At 63.3% G+C, this 17,442-nt stretch carries 18 protein-coding genes; 7 read left to right on the plus strand and 11 right to left on the minus strand.

Going from position 1 to position 17,442, the window contains the following annotated elements; all coding sequences use genetic code 11:
- The first annotated feature begins 79 nt into the window (after positions 1 to 79).
- The 4 genes from D8767_RS00940 to D8767_RS00955 all read left to right on the plus strand — a co-directional run bounded on the left by D8767_RS00940 (position 80) and on the right by D8767_RS00955 (position 2,422).
- On the plus strand, positions 80 to 247 hold the full coding sequence (locus tag D8767_RS00940) for a rubredoxin (protein WP_003253349.1): 168 nt from the start codon (positions 80 to 82) through the stop codon (positions 245 to 247).
- A 16-nt stretch (positions 248 to 263) separates the two neighbouring features.
- The gene (locus D8767_RS00945; RefSeq protein ID WP_016712718.1) at positions 264 to 1,412 is read left to right on the plus strand and encodes an NAD(P)/FAD-dependent oxidoreductase; all 1,149 of its coding nucleotides are present in this window, start codon (positions 264 to 266) and stop codon (positions 1,410 to 1,412) included.
- Positions 1,413 to 1,599: 187 nt separating this feature from the next.
- A complete protein-coding gene (locus D8767_RS00950; RefSeq protein ID WP_016712717.1) occupies positions 1,600 to 1,899 on the plus strand; it encodes an HU family DNA-binding protein in 300 nt (99 codons plus the stop codon).
- A 148-nt stretch (positions 1,900 to 2,047) separates the two neighbouring features.
- On the plus strand, positions 2,048 to 2,422 hold the full coding sequence (locus tag D8767_RS00955) for an SCP2 sterol-binding domain-containing protein (RefSeq protein WP_010955807.1): 375 nt from the start codon (positions 2,048 to 2,050) through the stop codon (positions 2,420 to 2,422).
- 33 nt (positions 2,423 to 2,455) lie between these two features.
- On the opposite strand, the gene D8767_RS00960 is transcribed toward D8767_RS00955, so the two are convergent.
- The 6 genes from D8767_RS00960 to exbB form a co-directional block, all read right to left on the minus strand.
- Complete coding sequence (locus tag D8767_RS00960) at positions 2,456 to 3,859, minus strand: aminoacyl-tRNA deacylase and HDOD domain-containing protein (RefSeq protein ID WP_016712716.1); 1,404 nt, start codon at positions 3,857 to 3,859, stop codon at positions 2,456 to 2,458.
- 78 nt (positions 3,860 to 3,937) lie between these two features.
- Positions 3,938 to 6,016, minus strand: coding sequence for an ATP-dependent DNA helicase RecG (recG, locus tag D8767_RS00965; RefSeq protein ID WP_016712715.1), 2,079 nt, complete (start codon positions 6,014 to 6,016; stop codon positions 3,938 to 3,940).
- A gap of 3 nt (positions 6,017 to 6,019) precedes the next feature.
- Entirely contained in the window at positions 6,020 to 6,946 is a 927-nt protein-coding gene (locus tag D8767_RS00970) for a hydrogen peroxide-inducible genes activator (RefSeq protein ID WP_016712714.1), read from the minus strand.
- 94 nt (positions 6,947 to 7,040) lie between these two features.
- A complete protein-coding gene (locus D8767_RS00975; RefSeq protein WP_016489831.1) occupies positions 7,041 to 7,772 on the minus strand; it encodes an energy transducer TonB in 732 nt (243 codons plus the stop codon).
- Entirely contained in the window at positions 7,769 to 8,197 is a 429-nt protein-coding gene (gene exbD / locus D8767_RS00980; RefSeq protein WP_003253367.1) for a TonB system transport protein ExbD, read from the minus strand. Before exbD ends, D8767_RS00975 begins: the two co-directional genes overlap by 4 nt.
- Positions 8,198 to 8,200: 3 nt before the next feature.
- Positions 8,201 to 9,190 carry a tonB-system energizer ExbB gene (exbB, locus tag D8767_RS00985; RefSeq protein ID WP_016712713.1) on the minus strand — a complete coding sequence of 330 codons (990 nt, stop codon included), beginning with the start codon at positions 9,188 to 9,190 and terminating at the stop codon, positions 8,201 to 8,203.
- A 189-nt stretch (positions 9,191 to 9,379) separates the two neighbouring features.
- Here exbB and D8767_RS00990 point away from each other — a divergent pair, with 189 nt between their 5' ends.
- On the plus strand, positions 9,380 to 10,237 hold the full coding sequence (locus D8767_RS00990; RefSeq protein ID WP_028699259.1) for an SDR family oxidoreductase: 858 nt from the start codon (positions 9,380 to 9,382) through the stop codon (positions 10,235 to 10,237).
- A 67-nt stretch (positions 10,238 to 10,304) separates the two neighbouring features.
- Here the strand turns inward: D8767_RS00990 and D8767_RS00995 are convergent, their stop codons facing one another.
- From D8767_RS00995 to D8767_RS01015, 5 genes are all read right to left on the minus strand, one after another.
- Complete coding sequence (locus tag D8767_RS00995; RefSeq protein ID WP_016712711.1) at positions 10,305 to 11,036, minus strand: hypothetical protein; 732 nt, start codon at positions 11,034 to 11,036, stop codon at positions 10,305 to 10,307.
- A gap of 60 nt (positions 11,037 to 11,096) precedes the next feature.
- Positions 11,097 to 11,477 carry a RidA family protein gene (locus D8767_RS01000; RefSeq protein ID WP_003253379.1) on the minus strand — a complete coding sequence of 127 codons (381 nt, stop codon included), beginning with the start codon at positions 11,475 to 11,477 and terminating at the stop codon, positions 11,097 to 11,099.
- A 23-nt stretch (positions 11,478 to 11,500) separates the two neighbouring features.
- Positions 11,501 to 13,609: a bifunctional GTP diphosphokinase/guanosine-3',5'-bis pyrophosphate 3'-pyrophosphohydrolase gene (gene spoT, locus D8767_RS01005; RefSeq protein WP_016712710.1), complete on the minus strand. Its 2,109-nt coding sequence runs from the start codon at positions 13,607 to 13,609 to the stop codon at positions 11,501 to 11,503.
- Between the two features lie 59 nt (positions 13,610 to 13,668).
- Positions 13,669 to 13,932, minus strand: a complete 264-nt coding sequence (gene rpoZ, locus D8767_RS01010) for a DNA-directed RNA polymerase subunit omega (protein ID WP_003253383.1) — start codon at positions 13,930 to 13,932, stop codon at positions 13,669 to 13,671.
- Between the two features lie 240 nt (positions 13,933 to 14,172).
- Complete coding sequence (locus D8767_RS01015; protein WP_016712709.1) at positions 14,173 to 15,045, minus strand: LysR family transcriptional regulator; 873 nt, start codon at positions 15,043 to 15,045, stop codon at positions 14,173 to 14,175.
- 204 nt (positions 15,046 to 15,249) lie between these two features.
- Between D8767_RS01015 and D8767_RS01020 the strand changes: the two genes are divergently transcribed.
- Positions 15,250 to 16,632 (plus strand): glutamine synthetase family protein, encoded by a 1,383-nt coding sequence (locus D8767_RS01020; RefSeq protein WP_016712708.1) that lies wholly within the window; start codon positions 15,250 to 15,252, stop codon positions 16,630 to 16,632.
- Positions 16,633 to 16,636: 4 nt separating this feature from the next.
- Entirely contained in the window at positions 16,637 to 17,404 is a 768-nt protein-coding gene (locus D8767_RS01025; protein WP_016712707.1) for a gamma-glutamyl-gamma-aminobutyrate hydrolase family protein, read from the plus strand.
- Positions 17,405 to 17,442 lie beyond the last annotated feature (38 nt).

A 17,442-nucleotide genomic window follows, 5' to 3' on the forward strand; every position in this document is an offset into this window, starting at 1 on the left:
CTGACTGCTTGCATAATGCATGAAACAGGGCCAGAGACCGGCCCGATAAAGCCTGAGTTCCACCAAGGAAAAAGACCTGATGAAAAAGTGGCAATGTATTGTCTGTGGCCTGATCTACGACGAAGCCGAAGGCTGGCCCGACGACGGCATCGCCCCCGGCACCCGTTGGGAAGATGTGCCTGAAGACTGGCTGTGCCCTGACTGCGGGGTTGGCAAAAGCGACTTTGAAATGATCTCCATCGGCTAATCGAGGAAAGCACGACATGACGTCCCCTGTGGTAATCATCGGTACCGGCCTTGCGGGTTACAACCTGGCGCGTGAATTTCGCAAGCTCGATACGCAGACGCCGTTGCTGCTGATCACCGCCGACGATGGTCGTTCCTACTCCAAGCCCATGCTCTCCATGGGCTTTGCCAAGCAGAAAGACGCCGACGGCCTGGTCATGGCCGAGCCAGGCGCAATGGCCGAACAGCTGAATGCCGAGATCCGCACCCATACCCGCATCAGCGGCATCGACCCAGGCCACAAGCGCCTGTGGATCGGCGAAGAGGCCGTGGAGTACCGCGACCTGGTGCTGGCCTGGGGGGCGCAGACCGTGCAGGTGCCGATCGAAGGCGACGGCAGCCATCTGGTGTTCCCGATCAACGACCTCGAAGACTACGCGCGCTTCCGTGCTGCCGCTGTCGGCAAGCAGCGCGTGCTGATTCTCGGTGCCGGCCTGATCGGCTGCGAGTTCGCCAACGACATGAGCCTGGGTGGCTTCCAGGTGGAGGTAGTGGCGCCATGTGAGCAAGTGATGCCAACCCTGCTGCACCCGGCCGCTGCGGCGGCTGTGCAAGCCGGGCTGGAGGGCTTGGGCGTGCGCTTCCACCTGGGCCCGGTGTTGACCCGCTTGCAGCAGGTGCCCCAAGGCCTGGAGGCGCACCTGTCGGATGGCAGCGTGATCGCCTGCGACCTGGTGGTTTCGGCCATCGGCCTTCGCCCGCGCACCGACCTGGCTGCCGCAGCCGGCTTGCAGACCAACCGTGGCGTCAGCGTAGACCGCGAGTTACGTACATCCCACGCCAACATCTTCGCCCTCGGCGACTGTGCCGAGGTCGATGGCATCAACCTGCTCTACGTGATGCCACTGATGAGCTGTGCCCGGGCGCTGGCGCAAACCCTGGCCGGCAAGCCGACGGCGGTCGCGTATGGGCCGATGCCGGTCACGGTAAAAACCCCGGCCTGCCCGCTGGTGGTTTCGCCGCCGCCCATGGGCCACGAAGGCACTTGGCAGGTGGACGGTCAGGGCAGTGACCTCAAGGTGCTCTGCCACGGCGCAGACGGCAATTTGCTGGGCTACGCCCTGACCGGGAAAGCCGTGATGGAGAAGCTGGCGCTGAATCGTCAGTTGCCAGCCGTAATGGCGTAAATAGAGGGTGTTCTGTCGGTTTTATCCTGTTGTTGCCCACACAATGGCCGCCCAGATACTGGCGCGTCCCCGGAGCTCGTGCCATTCTCACTTCCGTCTGCCGCAGATTAGAGCCTGCGGTGCCTTGAGCGCTGCTCCCAAAGGCAGCACGGCATAACAACAAGAATTCCGTCAAAGAGGCTTCACTATGCGCAAACCAGAACTCGCCGCCGTCATCGCCGATAAGGCCGATCTGACCAAGGAAAAGGCCAATCAGGTTTTGAACGCGATTCTCGACAGCATCACCGGCGCCCTGGACAAGGACACCGTGACCCTGGTCGGTTTCGGCACTTTTGAAAAACGTCATCGCGGCGCGCGTACCGGCAAGAACCCGCAAACCGGTGAGCCGGTCAAGATCAAAGCCAGCAACACCGTGGCCTTCAAGCCTGGCAAGAACCTGCGCGACAGCGTCAACGCCCCCGTCAAGCCAGCCAAGAAAGGCAAGTGATCGCTCCCTGACAACCCCCGTGTCAGCCAAGCGGGCGCCCCAGGGCGCCCGTTGTGCTTTCTGCAGGCAAAATGTTTCGAACTTGCATAAATAGTTCGGGAAAGGGATAAACTGCGCGCCTTAGTCACTTTTCATTCGAGGCGCGTTGATGAAGTTCCGCTTTCTTCTCTGGGCCATGGGGCTGTTGATGGCCAGGGCCAGCCGTAACAACCCGGCATTCCAGCAGCAGCTCAAGGGCAAGGACCTGGTGTTCCAGATGCAGACCCTGGACGGCAAGGTCGCCCGGCACTTCATCGTCAATAACGAACGCATCAGCAGCAAGGGCGGCGCACACCCGCAGCCGGCCTTCGCCATTGCCTTCAAGGACGCGGCCTATGGCTTTGCCACGATGCAGGCGGGTAACAAGCAATTGGCGTTCATGCAGGGGATTCAGGACAAGCACATCCAGATCAAGGGCAATCCGGCGTTGGTGATGTGGTTCCAGGGGTTGATGAAGTACCTGAAGCCGAAGAAGAAAGGCTGAAATTGCCGGGGCTGCAAAGCAGCCCCAGAAAAATCAATGCGGTGCGTGAAACTGCGAAGCCAGTTCGCGCAACAGGTTCTCGGCCTCGAGCACCTTGTTCACCACATCTTCCGCCTTGTCCCGGGTAATCCCCAGGCGCTCCAGCAACTCGTCCGGGATCTCCTCCACCGGCCCCGAACCAATGCCTCGCGAGCGCAGCAGCCGGGTGGCCAGGCACACCAGGTTGGGGAATGCCGAGTACTCGCCGTCATAGGCCGGGTCGTGCTGGAAACGCAGCGCGGTCGACAGCTCTTCCGGCATGTCCCACAGCTTCATCAGCCAGGCGCCGATCTGTTCGCGGCTGATGCCCAACAGGTGCTGTTCCACGTAGGTGTGGTTCAGGTGCGGGTTCACCTCCAGATGGCGGCAAATCAGCGAGAAGTGCGGTGGGAACACGTGCGCCAGTAGCAGGTAGCCGAAGTTGTGCAGCAGCCCGGCCAGGTAGGTTAGCCCTGCCTCGGGGCGTTCTGCCCTCGGCATGGCACGGGTCAGTCCTTCGATGATTGCGGCGGTGTAGATCGACTGCTGCCAGTACGGTGTGGCCTGCTGCGGGTGGTCTTTAGGCAGGCTCAACGTCTTGCCCAGCGCCAGGCCCAAGGCCAGGTTGATCACCAGATCGAAGCCCAGCACGCGCACGATGGCATCTTCCACCGAGCGGATCTTGCCGGGTGAGGCGTAGTACGGCGAAGCCGCCCAGCTCACCACCTGGGCCGCCAGCGCCGGGTCGGTTTCAACCACGCCGGTGATGTCATCGATGCTGGCGTTGGGGTCTACCCGCAGCTTGATGATCTTTTGCGCGGTATCGGCCAGCGGCGGGATCTCGATGGTTTCTTCCAGGCGCTTCTGGATGCGTCGGGCCGTGAAGGCCTGCACGGCATTGGTGATTTCCCGGGTGTCGTCATCGGGGCGGTCGAGGTTGGGGCTGATGGCCTCGATTTCCTGACCGAAGCTGCTGGCGCTGGCTTTGGCCAGCATGCGCTTGAAGTGCGCGCTTTCGATTTCCAGCAGCAGGCCGGTTTCGCCCGACTGGATATAGACGGTTTCGGCGTCGAGCAGGCTCTTCTCGTACTGGCACGGTGAGCTGGTCAGCGCCGGAATGCCTGGCAGGGCCTTGAGCTGGTGTTTGTCGAGCATCTGCTTCAAGCGCGGCACCGACACGGCGGTCAGCTTGCGCCCGGTCAGCTCGGTCAGGCGGTTGAGGTCCAGCAGTTGGCTCTGCGGGAACAGCACCATGAGGGCGCCGACTTCGTCGTCGAGAAGCACTGCCTGCACCCGCGAAGCCGCAGGAAGGTTCGGGTGCTCGGCCACCTCGCGGTAGGCGACGCCGACTTTGTCGAGCAGCAGCCTGATAACAGAGGGTGCGTGTGGGGTTGCGGTGTCCAGGGCAACTTCAGTCATGGTCCGTATCCACTGATTCTTTTAAACGCGAAGTATAACCAGCCTGCGAGCAAATCTGGATCCATTCTGGGACTAGCGTCACACTTGGCCATATTGCTGGCCATGACGCAGCCAGCGGTCGAGCAACGGGCTGACGTGTTCCGGCCAGCGCGCGATCAGGGCCTGGGCGGCGTCGCGCACCGCTGGCAACAGGTCGGCGTCACGCATCAGGTCGGCGACCTTGAACTGTAGCAGGCCGGTCTGGCGGGTCCCCAGCATCTCGCCCGGGCCGCGCAGCTCCAGGTCCTTTTCGGCGATGATGAAGCCGTCGTTGGTCTCGCGCATGATCCCCAGGCGCTCGCGGCCGATCTGCGACAGTGGCGGGTGGTACAGCAGCACGCAATGGCTCACGGCACTGCCCCGGCCAACCCGGCCGCGCAGCTGGTGCAACTGGGCCAAGCCAAGGCGCTCGGGGTTCTCGATGATCATCAGGCTGGCGTTGGGCACGTCCACGCCTACCTCGATGACCGTGGTCGCAACCAGCAACTGCAATTCACCGGCCTTGAACAGCGCCATGATCTCGGCTTTCTCCGCAGGCTTCATGCGACCGTGGATCAGGCCCACACGCAGTTCGCCCAAGGCGCTGCCAAGTTCTTCATACGTGCTTTCGGCCGCCTGGCAGGTGAGTTCTTCGGACTCTTCGATCAGCGTGCATACCCAGTAAGCTTGACGGCCCTCGGCGCAGGCGGCGCGCACCCGCTCGACTACCTCGAAGCGACGGCTGTCGGCCACCAGCACCGTGTTTACCGGCGTACGCCCGGGTGGCAGTTCGTCCAGTACCGAGGTGTCCAGGTCGGCGTAGGCGCTCATCGCCAAGGTGCGCGGAATAGGCGTGGCGGTCATGATCAACTGGTGCGGGCACAGCTCGCCGGCCACGCCCTTCTTGCGCAGGGCCAGGCGTTGCTGCACCCCAAATCGATGCTGTTCGTCGATGATCGCCAGGGCCAGGTGCTTGAACTTCACCTCTTCCTGGAACAGCGCGTGGGTGCCGACCACCATCGGTGCGCCGTTGGCGATCTGTTCCAGGGAAGCTGCCCGGGCCTTGCCCTTGAGCTTGCCGGCCAGCCAGGCCACTTCGATGCCCAGTGGTTCGAGCCAGCGCTTGAAGGTGATGTAGTGCTGTTCGGCGAGGATCTCGGTGGGTGCCATCAAGGCCACCTGATAGCCGGCTTCCAACGCCTGTAGCGCGGCCAGGGCGGCGACCACGGTCTTGCCTGCCCCCACATCGCCCTGCACCAGGCGCATCATCGGCTCGTGCTGGCTGAGGTCATAGGCAATTTCGTTGGCCACCCGCTGCTGCGCGCCGGTCGGCTGGAAGCCCAGGTTGGCCAGGTACTGCGCTTGCAGACGCTTGGCCTTGGGCAGTACCGGTGCGCGCAGGCTACGCAGGCTTTCGCGCAGGCGTTGCTGCGACAGCTGGTGGGTCAGCAGTTCTTCGAAGGCCAGGCGGTGCTGGGCCCAGTGCTGGCCTTCGGCGAGCTCGTCGAGGTCGGCGTCGGCCGGCGGGTTGTGCAGGTAGCGGATGGCATCGTCCAGCGGCGCCAGTTGGTAGTCCCGGGCCAGCTCGTCAGGCAGCCAGTCAGGCAGGCTGCGCGGGCCAAGCAGGCCCAGGCTCTGCTGGCACAACAGGCGCAGGCGTTGCTGGGTGAGGCCTTCGGTGGACGGGTAGATCGGTGTCAGCGTCTGCTCGACCGGGGGCGGTGGTTCGTCGCCATTCAGTGCGCGGTACTCCGGGTGGTAGATTTCCAGGCCCGAAGCGCCGGGGCGGGCTTCGCCGTAGCAGCGCAAGTGGGTGCCGCGTTTCAGGCCTTCTTTCTGCGCGTTGCTGAAGTGGTAGAAGCGCAGGCTCAGCACGCCACTGCCATCTCCCAGTCGCACCACCAGGCTACGTCGCTTGCCCATGGTCACGTCGGCGCCGCTGACCACGCCCTCGATCACGGCATCCTGGCCGGGGCGCAATTGGCCAATCGGCACCACGCGGGTGCGGTCCTGGTAGCGCAGGGGCAGGTGGAACAGCACATCCTGCAGGTTCTCCAGGCCGACCTTGGCGAGTTTTTCCGCCATGGCCTCGCCAACGCCCTTGAGTACCGTGACCGGGACCTTCGACAGCTCACTCATGACTCAGGCCGGTTGTTCCGCAGGGGCTTTGGCAACCGAACACAGGCGGATCGAATCTGCGAGGATCTCGATGGCCTTCGGCCGCGGGAAGCTGGCACGCCATGCGATGGCCACGGTGCGGAACGGCGCTGGCGCCGTCAGCGGGCGGACCTCGATGATGCCAGGGGCGTAGTGGTGGCTGTGCACCGCCGACAGCGGCAGGATCGAAACGCCAAGGCCTGATGCCACCATATGGCGGATGGTTTCCAGCGAGCTGGACTCGACCGTGGTGTGCTTGGAACCTTCACCGCCCTTGTTCAGGGTCGGGCAGGCTTCCAGTACCTGATCGCGGAAGCAGTGGCCCTCACCCAGCAGCAACAGGCTCTTGTCGTTGAGCATGGCGGTGTCGATGGTCTTTTTCGCCGTCCACGGGTGGTCGGCCGGCATCAGGGCGCAGAACGGCTCATCGTACAGCGGCAGGGTCAGCACGTCGGCTTCGTTGAACGGCAGGGCGATGATCACCGCGTCCAGTTCGCCATTGCGCAGCTTTTCGCGCAGCACGTGGGTGAAGTTTTCTTCGATGTACAGCGGCATCTGCGGCGCTACGCGGTGCAGTTGCGGAATCAGGTGCGGGAACAGGTAGGGGCCGACGGTGTAGATGGCACCGACCTTGAGCGGGGCGGTTAGCTGGTTCTTGCCGGCTTGGGCCAGCTCGCGAATGCCTTGGGCCTGCTCCAGTACCTTCTGCGCCTGGGCGACAATGCTTTCGCCGACCGGGGTCAGGCGCACCGCGCTCTTGCTGCGTTCGAAGATCAGAACGCCAAGCTCATCCTCGAGCTTCTTCACACCGACCGACAGGGTCGGCTGGCTCACGTGGCAGCGTTCGGCGGCATGGCCGAAGTGCTGTTCCTGGGCGAGTGTGACGATGTAGCGTAATTCTGTGAGGGTCATAACGTGCGTCCATGAAGTTGCGGGCCCAGCATAGCGGCTGCAATCGATAGACGCACGTTATCAGACTTGCCGATTTGTGACAGAAACAAAAGTCTCAGCGGCGGTCCAGCGAGTAGACGAACGGTGCCACGACTTCGATCGTGCCATTGTTCAGCAACTCGGGTGGCGGCTTGGGTACAGTGCCGGCCCGACGGATCATTTCCAGCGTCGCCCGGTCCAGTGCGGCGCTACCCGAGCCACCAGCCATGGAGTACGACACCACCTTGCCTTCGGCGTCGACCACGAAGCGCAGGCGGTTGATGCCCTGCAGACCGCGACGGCGCGCGTCTTCCGGGTAACGCTTGTACTTGGCCAGGTGACGCAGCAGGTCGCTCTGCCAGGTCGGCAGGGCGTTGCTGTTGGACGCAATGCTCGGCGCCGGTGCCGCGGACTTCTGCGGCGGCGTGTTGCTGGGCGGTGCGTCTACCGTTTGTTCGGTCGGTGGTGCTTCCTTCGGCGGCTCAGGCTTTTTCTCGGGCTTGGGCGGCTGTGGCTTGGCCTTCGGCTTGGGCGGCTTGGGAATGGCGATCTTGGGCTTGGGTGCCTCGGCCAGCTTCGGCAGCGGCGGTTCCTCGACCGGTGCCGGTGGCTGCGGCGCCGCTTTCGGGGGCGGTGGTGGCGCAGGCTCCGGCAATGGCGCCAGCTCGACCATCATGGCTGCCGGTGGCAGTTCGATGGCCTGGGGCACCGACCAGTTGAGCGTCAGCAGCACGGCGACCACGTGCACGCCCAGCACGATCGCCAGGCTGCCACCGTAGCGCGCCATGTTAGAGCGCGTTTTTGTCATTTCTTGGCTGCCGTCTCGAGACCTACCAGACCGACCTTGAGGTAGCCGGCCGCGCGCATGTTGTTCATCACTTCCATCAAGTCACCGTAATCCACGCCTTTGTCAGCCTGGAAGAAGATGGTGGTTTCCTTGTCACCCTTGGTCTTGGCATCGAGCATCGGGCCAAGCTGGTCGGGTGCAGCAACCTGATCGTCGCCGACGTACAGCTTCTGGTCGGCCTTGACGCTGACGAACACCGGTTTCTCGGGCCTCGGCGCCGGTTTGGCGGTTGAGGCCGGCAGGTCGACCTTGATGTCGACCGTGGCCAAGGGGGCTGCGACCATGAAGATGATCAGCAGCACCAGCATCACGTCGATGAACGGCGTAACGTTGATTTCGTGGTTTTCGGCGAGGTCGTCGCCACCTTCGTTGAGATGCAGGCCCATGGCTTACCCCACTTTCACCATGTGCGGGGCGGCGCGCTCGCTGCCCTGGTGGTCCAGGTCACGGCTGACCAGCAGCAGTACCTGGGCGGAGGCGTCGGACACCTGGGCCTTGTAGCCGGCGATGGAGCGGGCGAAGACGTTGTAGATGACCACGGCCGGGATTGCTGCGACCAGGCCCAGGGCGGTGGCCAGCAGGGCTTCGGCGATGCCGGGGGCGACCACGGCCAGGTTGGTGGTCTGGGTCTTGGCGATGCCGATGAAGCTGTTCATGATGCCCCATACAGTACCGAACAGACCTACGAACGGCGCGGTGGAACCGATGGTTGCCAGTACGCCGGTGCCGCTGCTCATGGTACGGCCGCTGGCGTGCACCAGGCGCTCCAGACGGAAGCTGACGCGCTCCTTGATGCCTTCTTTTTCACGGGCGTTGGCCGACAGGCGCATCTCTTCGAGGGCGTCGTGAACCAACGTGTGGGCCAGGGTGCCCTCCTTTTTGGAGACTTCGCTGGCTTCTTTCAGGGTGGTGGACTTCTTCAGCTGGGCGATTTCACCACGCAGGCGACGTTTGGCGCCCATCAGCTCGAAGCCTTTGGCAATCCAGATTGTCCAGGTGATGATGGAGGCGATAGCCAGGCCGATCATGACGATCTTCACCACGATGTCGGCGTTTTTGTACATGCCCCACGGGGACAGGTCGTGGGCCATGCCCAGGGACGTGTCTTCAACCAGTGCATCGGTAGCGGGATCAACCACAACCTGCGAATCTGCCGGGGCGGCAGCTTGTACTTCGCCAGCGGGAGCCTGGCCTTCCACAGCCGGTGCCGCCGGGGCAGCTTGAGCAGCCGGAGCGGAAGCAGCGGCTGGTGTAGCGGCATTGGCGGTTGGCTCATCGGCCATGGCCACCGGGGCCAGCACCAGGCTGAGTGTCAGCGCGGCGATGGCGCGCCAGGCGCGCGACGGGGTTGGCGAAGCGGAAGGTTGAGTACGTGTCATGCTGGCCGGACCTGATGAAGAAAAAGTGGACGTTCTCCAAGGCCTCGAGATAGGCCGAGAACAAATTGGTCGTCATTATTGCAAGTAATTCTTGTTAACAAAAGTAATCTTGTTGCTTTTTTCGCCTATGGTCTAGCCGCCCATCGTGTAGCGTGGCCTGGCTGATCAATTGGTCTAGGGAGTTTTGTGATGTCAGACCTATCCGTGATGGTGGTGGGATGTGGTGATGTAGGCGGGCGTTTTGCCAAGCAGATGCTGGCCAAAGGCTGGCGGGTAAGCGGCCTGCGCCGTTCTGTCGGGCAACTGCCTGCGGGTATTGCACCGGTTGCCGCCGACCTGGCGAAACCTGCAATTCCGCAAGCCTGGCCGCAGGGCTCGCTGGACTACCTGGTGTACTGCGTGGCGGCCAGCCAGCACGACGAGGCGGGTTACCAGGCGGCCTACGTCGACGGCTTGCGCCATGTGCTGGCGTGGCTGGCCGAGCGAGGCCAGCGCCCGCGTCGCCTGCTGTTTGTATCGAGCAGCAGCGTGTATGCCCAAAAAGACGGTGAATGGATCGAAGAAGGTGCGGCCACCGAGCCTGAAGGTTATTCCGGGCGGGTGATGCTGGAGGCCGAGCAGCTGGCGCTGGCCAGCGGCATTCCGGCAAGCGTGGTGCGTCTGACCGGCATCTATGGCCCAGGCCGCGAGTGGCTGTTGAGCCAGGTGCGCCAGGGTTACCGCGTCGCCGAGGAGCCGCCGCTGTATGGCAACCGTATTCATGCCGAGGATGCTGCCAGCCTGTTGGCTCACCTGCTGCAGGCCGATGCCGACGGCAAGGCGTTGGACGACTATTACATTGGCGTCGATGACGATCCGGCACCGCTGGCCGATGTGGTGGCTTGGCTGCGGGCGTACATGGGGGTTACCGAGTGGTCTGATGAGCAGCGGGTGCGGCGTACTGGCAGCAAGCGCTGCAGCAATGCCCGGGCGCGGGCGTTGGGGTGGGTACCGGTGTATCCGAGTTACAAGGAAGGGTATGCAGCCATCCTGAAAGGAGGCCGTTGAATGTACCGGCCTCTTCGCGGGTAAACCCGCGAAGAGGCCGGTAAATTCAGTGCAAATGCAGCAGCATTCAGTTCTGCTCCAGCACCCACTGGCGCTTACCCGCCGCCAGCTGCGGCATTTCATCCGGTTGTGCCCGGTTCACCGCCTGGAAAATCTCCAGCTTGTCGCCATCACGCTTGATGATGAACGGCGCGCCACGCTGGTTACGCTCCAGCCACAGGCTGTCATTGCTGCCGCCCATGGTCGCGCAGTCGCCTGCCAGGCACAGGGCGAAACGGTCCGGCCCTGGCAGGCCGGTGACGTTGCCGGTGTCGCTGAAGCGCACGCTGGCACCTTTGCCCTGGCCTTCGGTGATCTTCCAGTTGCCGCCCAGGTAGGCCTGGTACAGCGCCTTCTCGAAGTTGCTGCCCAGCGGGGCATTGGCAGCCGCAGGCGTTTTGGCGCGTACGAAGGCCTGCTTGGTACCGCGTTGGTCGACGGTTAGCAGCTCGTCACCATCAAGCGACAACTGCTCGGTCTGGCCGCCTTCGAAGTTGGCCTGCCATTGCTTTTCATTGGCGCTCAGCTGGCCGTCAGCGGCCTCGAAGCCATTGCTGTAGCTGGCCTGCTGGTTGGCGACGTCGACCTTCCACTCGAACACCGGGCCGTGCTCGTTCAGCGCCTGGCGCAGGCTGCCGCCTTTGACGGCCGCAGTGATGGCGTCCTGGTTGATCCAGGTGCCGTTGAAGTCTTCGGGTTTGTGGCTGGCGCAGCCGCCCAGAAGCAGGGCTGCCAGTGCGAGGGGCAGTGCTTGACGCATGAGGGAATAACCTTGCAGAAGAGGGAGGGGTGACGGGCAGGGTGCCCGTCACCAAGGGCATCATTCGATGACCAGGATGGCGTCCATTTCGACCTGGGAGCCTTTCGGCAGCGCGGCAACGCCGATGGCGGCGCGGGCCGGGTATGGTTGCTCGAAGTAGCGGCCCATCACCTCGTTGACCTTGGCGAAGTGGCTCAGGTCGGTGAGGAAGATGTTCAGCTTGACGATGTCCTTGAACGAACCACCAGCGGCTTCAGCCACGGCTTTGAGGTTCTCGAACACTTGCACGGTCTGAGCTTCGAAGCCTTCGACCAGCTCCATGGTCTTCGGGTCCAGCGGGATCTGGCCCGACATGTACACGGTATTGCCGGCCTTGATCGCCTGCGAGTAGGTGCCGATGGCAGCTGGGGCCTTGTCGCTGTTGATGACGGTCTTGCTCATGATGACTCCTTGCGGTTGGCGGACTACGTACGCATGCGGGTGATGCGGACCACACCGGTCAGGGTACGCAGCTTCTTGATCACACGCGCCAGGTGCACGCGGTCGTGCACGCTGACCACCAGTTGGACCACGCTGATACGGCCGTCGCGTTCGTCCATGCTGATCTTCTCGATGTTGCCGTCGGCGGCGTTGACGCTGCTGGCCAGTAGGGCGATCAGGCCGCGCTGGTGCTCCAGTTCGACACGCAGTTCGACATTGAACTCGCCCGTGATGTCCTTGGCCCAGGAGAGCTGCACGCACTTCTCCGGGTTGTGGCGGATTTCACTGATGTTGCGGCAGTTCTCAAGGTGCACGACCATGCCTTTGCCAGCCGACAGGTGGCCGACGATCGGGTCACCCGGGATCGGCGTACAGCACTTGGCGTAGCTCAGCACCAGGCCTTCGGTACCACGGATCGCCAGCGGGCCTTCCGGCGCTGGCAACTGCTCGCCTTCGGCCGACAGCAGGCGACGTGCAACCACGTAGGCCATGCGGTTGCCCAGGCCGATGTCTTCGAGCAGGTCTTCGATGAGTTCCAGGCGGTACTCGGCGAGAATCGACTGGATGCGTTCCTGGGGGATTTTCTCCAGGCTGCTGTCGAAGCCGGTGAGCACCTTGTTCAGCAGGCGTTCGCCCAGGCTGATGGACTCGGACCGACGCTGCTGCTTGAGGGCGTGGCGGATGTGCGTGCGCGCCTTGCCGGTGACCACGAAGTTGAGCCAGGCCGGGTTCGGCCGTGCGCCCGGTGCGCTGACGATTTCCACCGTCGAGCCGCTTTGCAGCGGCTCGGACAGCGGCGCCAGGCGGCGGTTGATGCGGCAGGCGATGCAGCTGTTGCCCACGTCGGTGTGCACCGCGTAGGCGAAGTCGACAGCCGTGGAGCCTTTGGGCAGCTCCATGATGCGGCCTTTGGGCGTGAACACGTAGACCTCGTCCGGGAACAGGTCGATCTTCACGCTTTCGATGAATTCCAGCGAGTTGCCGGCACGTTGCTGCAGTTCAAGGATGCCCTTGACCCACTGACGGGCACGGGCGTGGCTACCCTTGGGCTGCTCGTCGTCGTTGGACTTGTACAGCCAGTGCGCGGCGATGCCGTTGTTGGCCATCTCTTCCATTTCGCGGGTGCGGATCTGGATTTCGATGGGCACGCCGTGCATGCCGAACAGCGTGGTGTGCAACGACTGGTAGCCGTTGGCCTTGGGGATCGCGATGTAGTCCTTGAAGCGACCGGGCAGCGGTTTGTACAGGTTATGCACGGCGCCGAGCACGCGGTAGCAGGTGTCGACCTTGTCGACGATGATGCGGAAGGCGTACACGTCCATGATCTCGTTGAAGGCACGGCGCTTGCCGCGCATCTTCTTGTAGATGCCATAGAGGTGTTTCTGCCGGCCGCTGACCTCGCCCTCGATGCCGTCGGCGGCCAGGCAGTTGGCCAGCGAGTGCTCGATCTTGGCGACGATCTCTTTACGGTTGCCGCGTGCGCTTTTCACCGCCCGGTGAATCAGCGACGAGCGCATCGGGTGCATGGCCTTGAAGCCCAGGTCCTCGAACTCCACGCGCACGGTGTGCATGCCCAGGCGGTTGGCGATGGGGGCGTAGATTTCGAGGGTTTCCTTGGCGATGCGTCGGCGCTTTTCGCCAGACAGCACTTCCAGGGTGCGCATGTTGTGCAGGCGGTCGGCCAGCTTGACCAGGATCACGCGGATATCGCGAGCCATGGCCATGGCCATCTTCTGGAAGTTTTCGGCCTGCGCCTCGGCCTTGGTCTCGAAGTTCATCTGGGTCAGTTTGCTGACCCCATCGACCAGTTCGGCCACGGTCTCGCCAAATTGCTGGCTGAGGGCTTCCTTGGCGATGCCGGTGTCTTCGATCACATCGTGCAGCATGGCCGCCATCAGGCTCTGATGGTCCATGTGCATGTCGGCGAGGATGCTGGCCACGGCCAGTGGGTGGGTCACGTAGGGCTCGCCGCTGCGGCGGCGCTGCCCGTCGTGGGCCTGTTCGGCGTAGAAATAGGCGCGGCGGACCAGGTTGACCTGTTCGGGGCCAAGATAGGTCGACAGCCGTTCGGCCAAGGCTTCTATACCCGGCATGGGTTCACCTCCTGCGGAGGAAGAGGGCCTTGCGCCGTGCGACGTCGACCTGGCATCAATCAGACAGCCTCGTTGTTCTCGTCCTCGAACGCGGCGAACACCGGATCCTCGGTGACGATCTCTTCAGCGGCGATGAACTCGTTGGTGACGATGCCTTCGGCGATTTCACGCAGGGCAACAACGGTTGGCTTGTCGTTTTCCCACGCAACGCGTGGTTCTTTGCCGCCGGTCGCCAGCTGGCGAGCGCGCTTGGTCGAGAGCATGACCAGCTCAAAGCGGTTATCCACGTGTTCCAGGCAGTCTTCAACAGTTACGCGGGCCATGGTCTTCCTCAGTAGCAAATGCGGTGGGCGTGCAGCCCAATAGTGGGCAGGCGGACTCGATAGTATAAAAATTCACCAGCCAATAGGGAAGCGCTGTTTTGTCGGGTGATACCTTCAAGCCCCGTGTTTGCTTCTTCGCGGGTAAACCCGCTCCTACAAGGTACGCGGTGCCTGTAGGAGCGGGTTTACCCGCGAAAGGGCCGGAACAGAGACCCTCGATGCTTGATCCTGACGATAACCTCAGAGCATCGCGTCTCGCAACCGCGGGGTCAGCTCTTCGAACAAGGTCTGTACCGAGCGCAATGCCCGGCAATCCGGCCGGGTCAGCAGCCACAGCTGGGTGTCACAACCCGGCAGCGGCCCACTCAACGCATCCACGCCGGGCAAGGCATGCACCATATAGTCCGGCAACGCCGCCACGCCCAGGCCGGCGGTGACCAGCTGGGCGATGGTCGACATGCTGCTGCACTGGTAGCGCGGGCTTACCCCAGGGTGCTGCTGGTTGCGCCAGACCACCGTAGGGTGGTCCACCATCGAGTCATCGGGGGCGATCCACGGCACGTTGGCGGGCGACTCGGCCAGACGCTCGCGCCACTGTGGCTGGCCGCAGACGACATAGGAGGTAGAACCCAGGTTGCGGCCCACCAGGTGCTCCGGTGGCGTGTTGGTCAGGCGCAGGGCGATGTCGGCATCGCGCCGGCTGAGGTTGGCAAACGTGTTGGAGGTGCCCATCTCCAGCGATAGCGCCGGGTAGTTGGGCATGAACTCGGCCAGCGCCGGCAGCAACAGGCTGTGCATCACCGCCTCGGTACAGGTCAGGCGCACCGTGCCGCTTACCACCTGCTCGCCACTGGTCATGGCAATGCGCGCCGCCTCCAGTGCCTGTTCTGCGCGTTCGGCCTGCTCGGCCAGCGCCTGAGCGGTGTCGGTCGGCAGGTAGCCCTTGCGGCTCTTGACGAACAAGGCGGTGCCCAGCGCCGACTCCAGCCGGCGGATCGAGCGGAATACTGTCGAAACATCGACTTTCAGCAGCTCGGCGGCCTTGGCCAGCGAGCGGCCCCGCTCCAGTGCCAGGACCAGGGAGAGGTCGGCGTGGGTGATCTGATATTGCATTGGTGCACGCTCTGCTTGCCGAATTGCCAATGTCTGTTGCGTCAGGGCCATTTTATAGTGAAACGGCCCCCCGGAATCAATGCGCCCGGTCGGGTAACCAGTCCCCACGATGGGAAAGTGAAAAGAACAACAGCTGCAACCATCGTCGCCCGTGAGGCGCCAGCCGTATCCCACATCGCCGCAGCACATCAAAGGATGTACACCATGACGTCGGTAACCCCGTGCGCCAGTTCTTCCAGCGAGATGAATGACTTCCTCCAGGCCCATCCGGACACGCAGTACGTCGACCTGCTGATCTCCGACATGAATGGCGTGGTACGTGGCAAGCGCATCGAGCGGGCCAGCCTGCACAAGGTGTACGAGAAGGGCATCAACCTGCCCGCATCGCTGTTCGCCCTGGACATCAATGGCTCCACCGTCGAGAGCACCGGCCTTGGCCTGGACATCGGCGATGCCGACCGCATCTGCTTCCCGATCCCGGGCACGTTGTCGGATGAGCCGTGGCAGAAGCGCCCCACGGCCCAGTTGCTGATGACCATGCACGAGCTCGATGGCCAGCCGTTCTTCGCCGACCCGCGCGAAGTGTTGCGCCAGGTGGTGAGCAAGTTCGACGACTTGGGCCTGGATATCTGCGCGGCGTTCGAGCTGGAGTTCTACCTGATCGACCAGGACAACCTCAACGGTCGCCCGCAGCCGCCGCGTTCGCCCATTTCCGGCAAACGCCCGCAGTCTACCCAGGTGTACCTGATCGACGACCTCGATGAATACGCCGACTGCCTGCAGGACATGCTTGAAGCCGCCAAGGAACAAGGCCTGCCCGCCGACGCCATCGTCAAGGAAAGCGCCCCGGCGCAGTTCGAAGTCAACCTGCACCACGTGGCCGATCCGCTGAAGGCCTGTGATTACGCGATCCTGCTCAAGCGCCTGATCAAGAACGTGGCCTACGACCACGAAATGGACACCACGTTCATGGCCAAGCCCTACCCGGGCCAGGCAGGTAACGGCCTGCACGTACACATTTCGTTGCTGGACAAGAAAACCGGCAAGAACATCTTTGCCAGCGATGACCCGTTGCAAAGCGACACGCTGCGCCACGCCATCGGTGGTGTGCTGGAAACCATGCCGGCGTCGATGGCGTTCCTGTGCCCGAACATCAACTCCTATCGCCGCTTCGGCGCGCAGTTCTACGTGCCCAATGCGCCAAGCTGGGGCCTGGATAACCGCACCGTTGCCGTACGCGTGCCCACCGACAGCAGCGACAACGTGCGCCTGGAGCACCGTGTGGCTGGCGCCGACGCCAACCCGTACCTGATGCTGGCGGCCATCCTGGCCGGCGTGCATCACGGCCTGACCAACAAGGTCGAGCCGGATGCGCCGATCGAAGGCAACTCCTACGAACAGCTGGAGCAAAGCCTGCCGAACAACCTGCGCGATGCCCTGCGCGCGCTGGACGACAGCGAAGTCCTCAACCAATACATCAGCCCGGACTACATCGATATCTTCGTGGCCTGCAAGGAAAGCGAACTGGCCGAGTTCGAAGTGTCGATTTCCGACCTTGAGTACAACTGGTACCTGCACACGGTGTAAGCCCATGAGCGCAACTGCGGTCCCCTTGATCGGTGTCAGCGCCTGCCGCCAGCAGGTGGGGAAGAACTCGTCGCACACGGTAGGCGACAAGTATGTCGAGGCGGCCGGCTTTGCCGGCATGCCGCTGATCTTGCCGGCCCGCGACGGGGGCAGCGACCCACAGGCGCTGCTGGCCCGGCTGCACGGCATTGTTTTTACAGGCTCGCCTTCAAATATCGAACCGCATCATTACAATGGCGCCCCCAGCGTGGCGGGTACCCGGCACGACCAGGCGCGTGATCGGCTGACCTTGCCACTGCTGCAGGCGGCGATTGCTGCCGGTGTGCCGGTGTTCTGCATTTGCCGTGGCTATCAGGAACTGAACGTGGCCCTTGGCGGCAGCTTGCACCAACGCGTGCAGGAGCTGCCTGGCTACCTTGATCATCGCGAACCTGAGGACGCACCCCTGGAGGTGCAATACGGCCCTCGTCACCCGGTCGGCATCGAGCCTGGCGGGTTGTTCGAGCGCCTGGGCCTGGCGGCGCAGTTCGAGGTCAACTCGCTGCACAGCCAGGGCATCGACCGCCTGGCCCCAGGCTTGCGCGTCGAGGCACGGGCCCCGGATGGCCTGATCGAAGCAGTGTCCATGCCCGATGCGCCGGGCTTTGTGCTCGGTGTTCAGTGGCACCCGGAGTGGCGCTTCAACGAAAACCCGGTCTCGCTGCGCCTGTTTCAGGCGTTTCGCGAGGCCTGCATTGCCTTTGCAGCACGGGAGGGCGCACGGCAGGAATGATTCTGACGTCAGCCGAAGGTCTCGGATGACTTGTCCCC

The organism is Pseudomonas sp. LTGT-11-2Z, from assembly GCF_003691445.1.
Lineage (GTDB): Bacteria > Pseudomonadota > Gammaproteobacteria > Pseudomonadales > Pseudomonadaceae > Aquipseudomonas > Aquipseudomonas monteilii.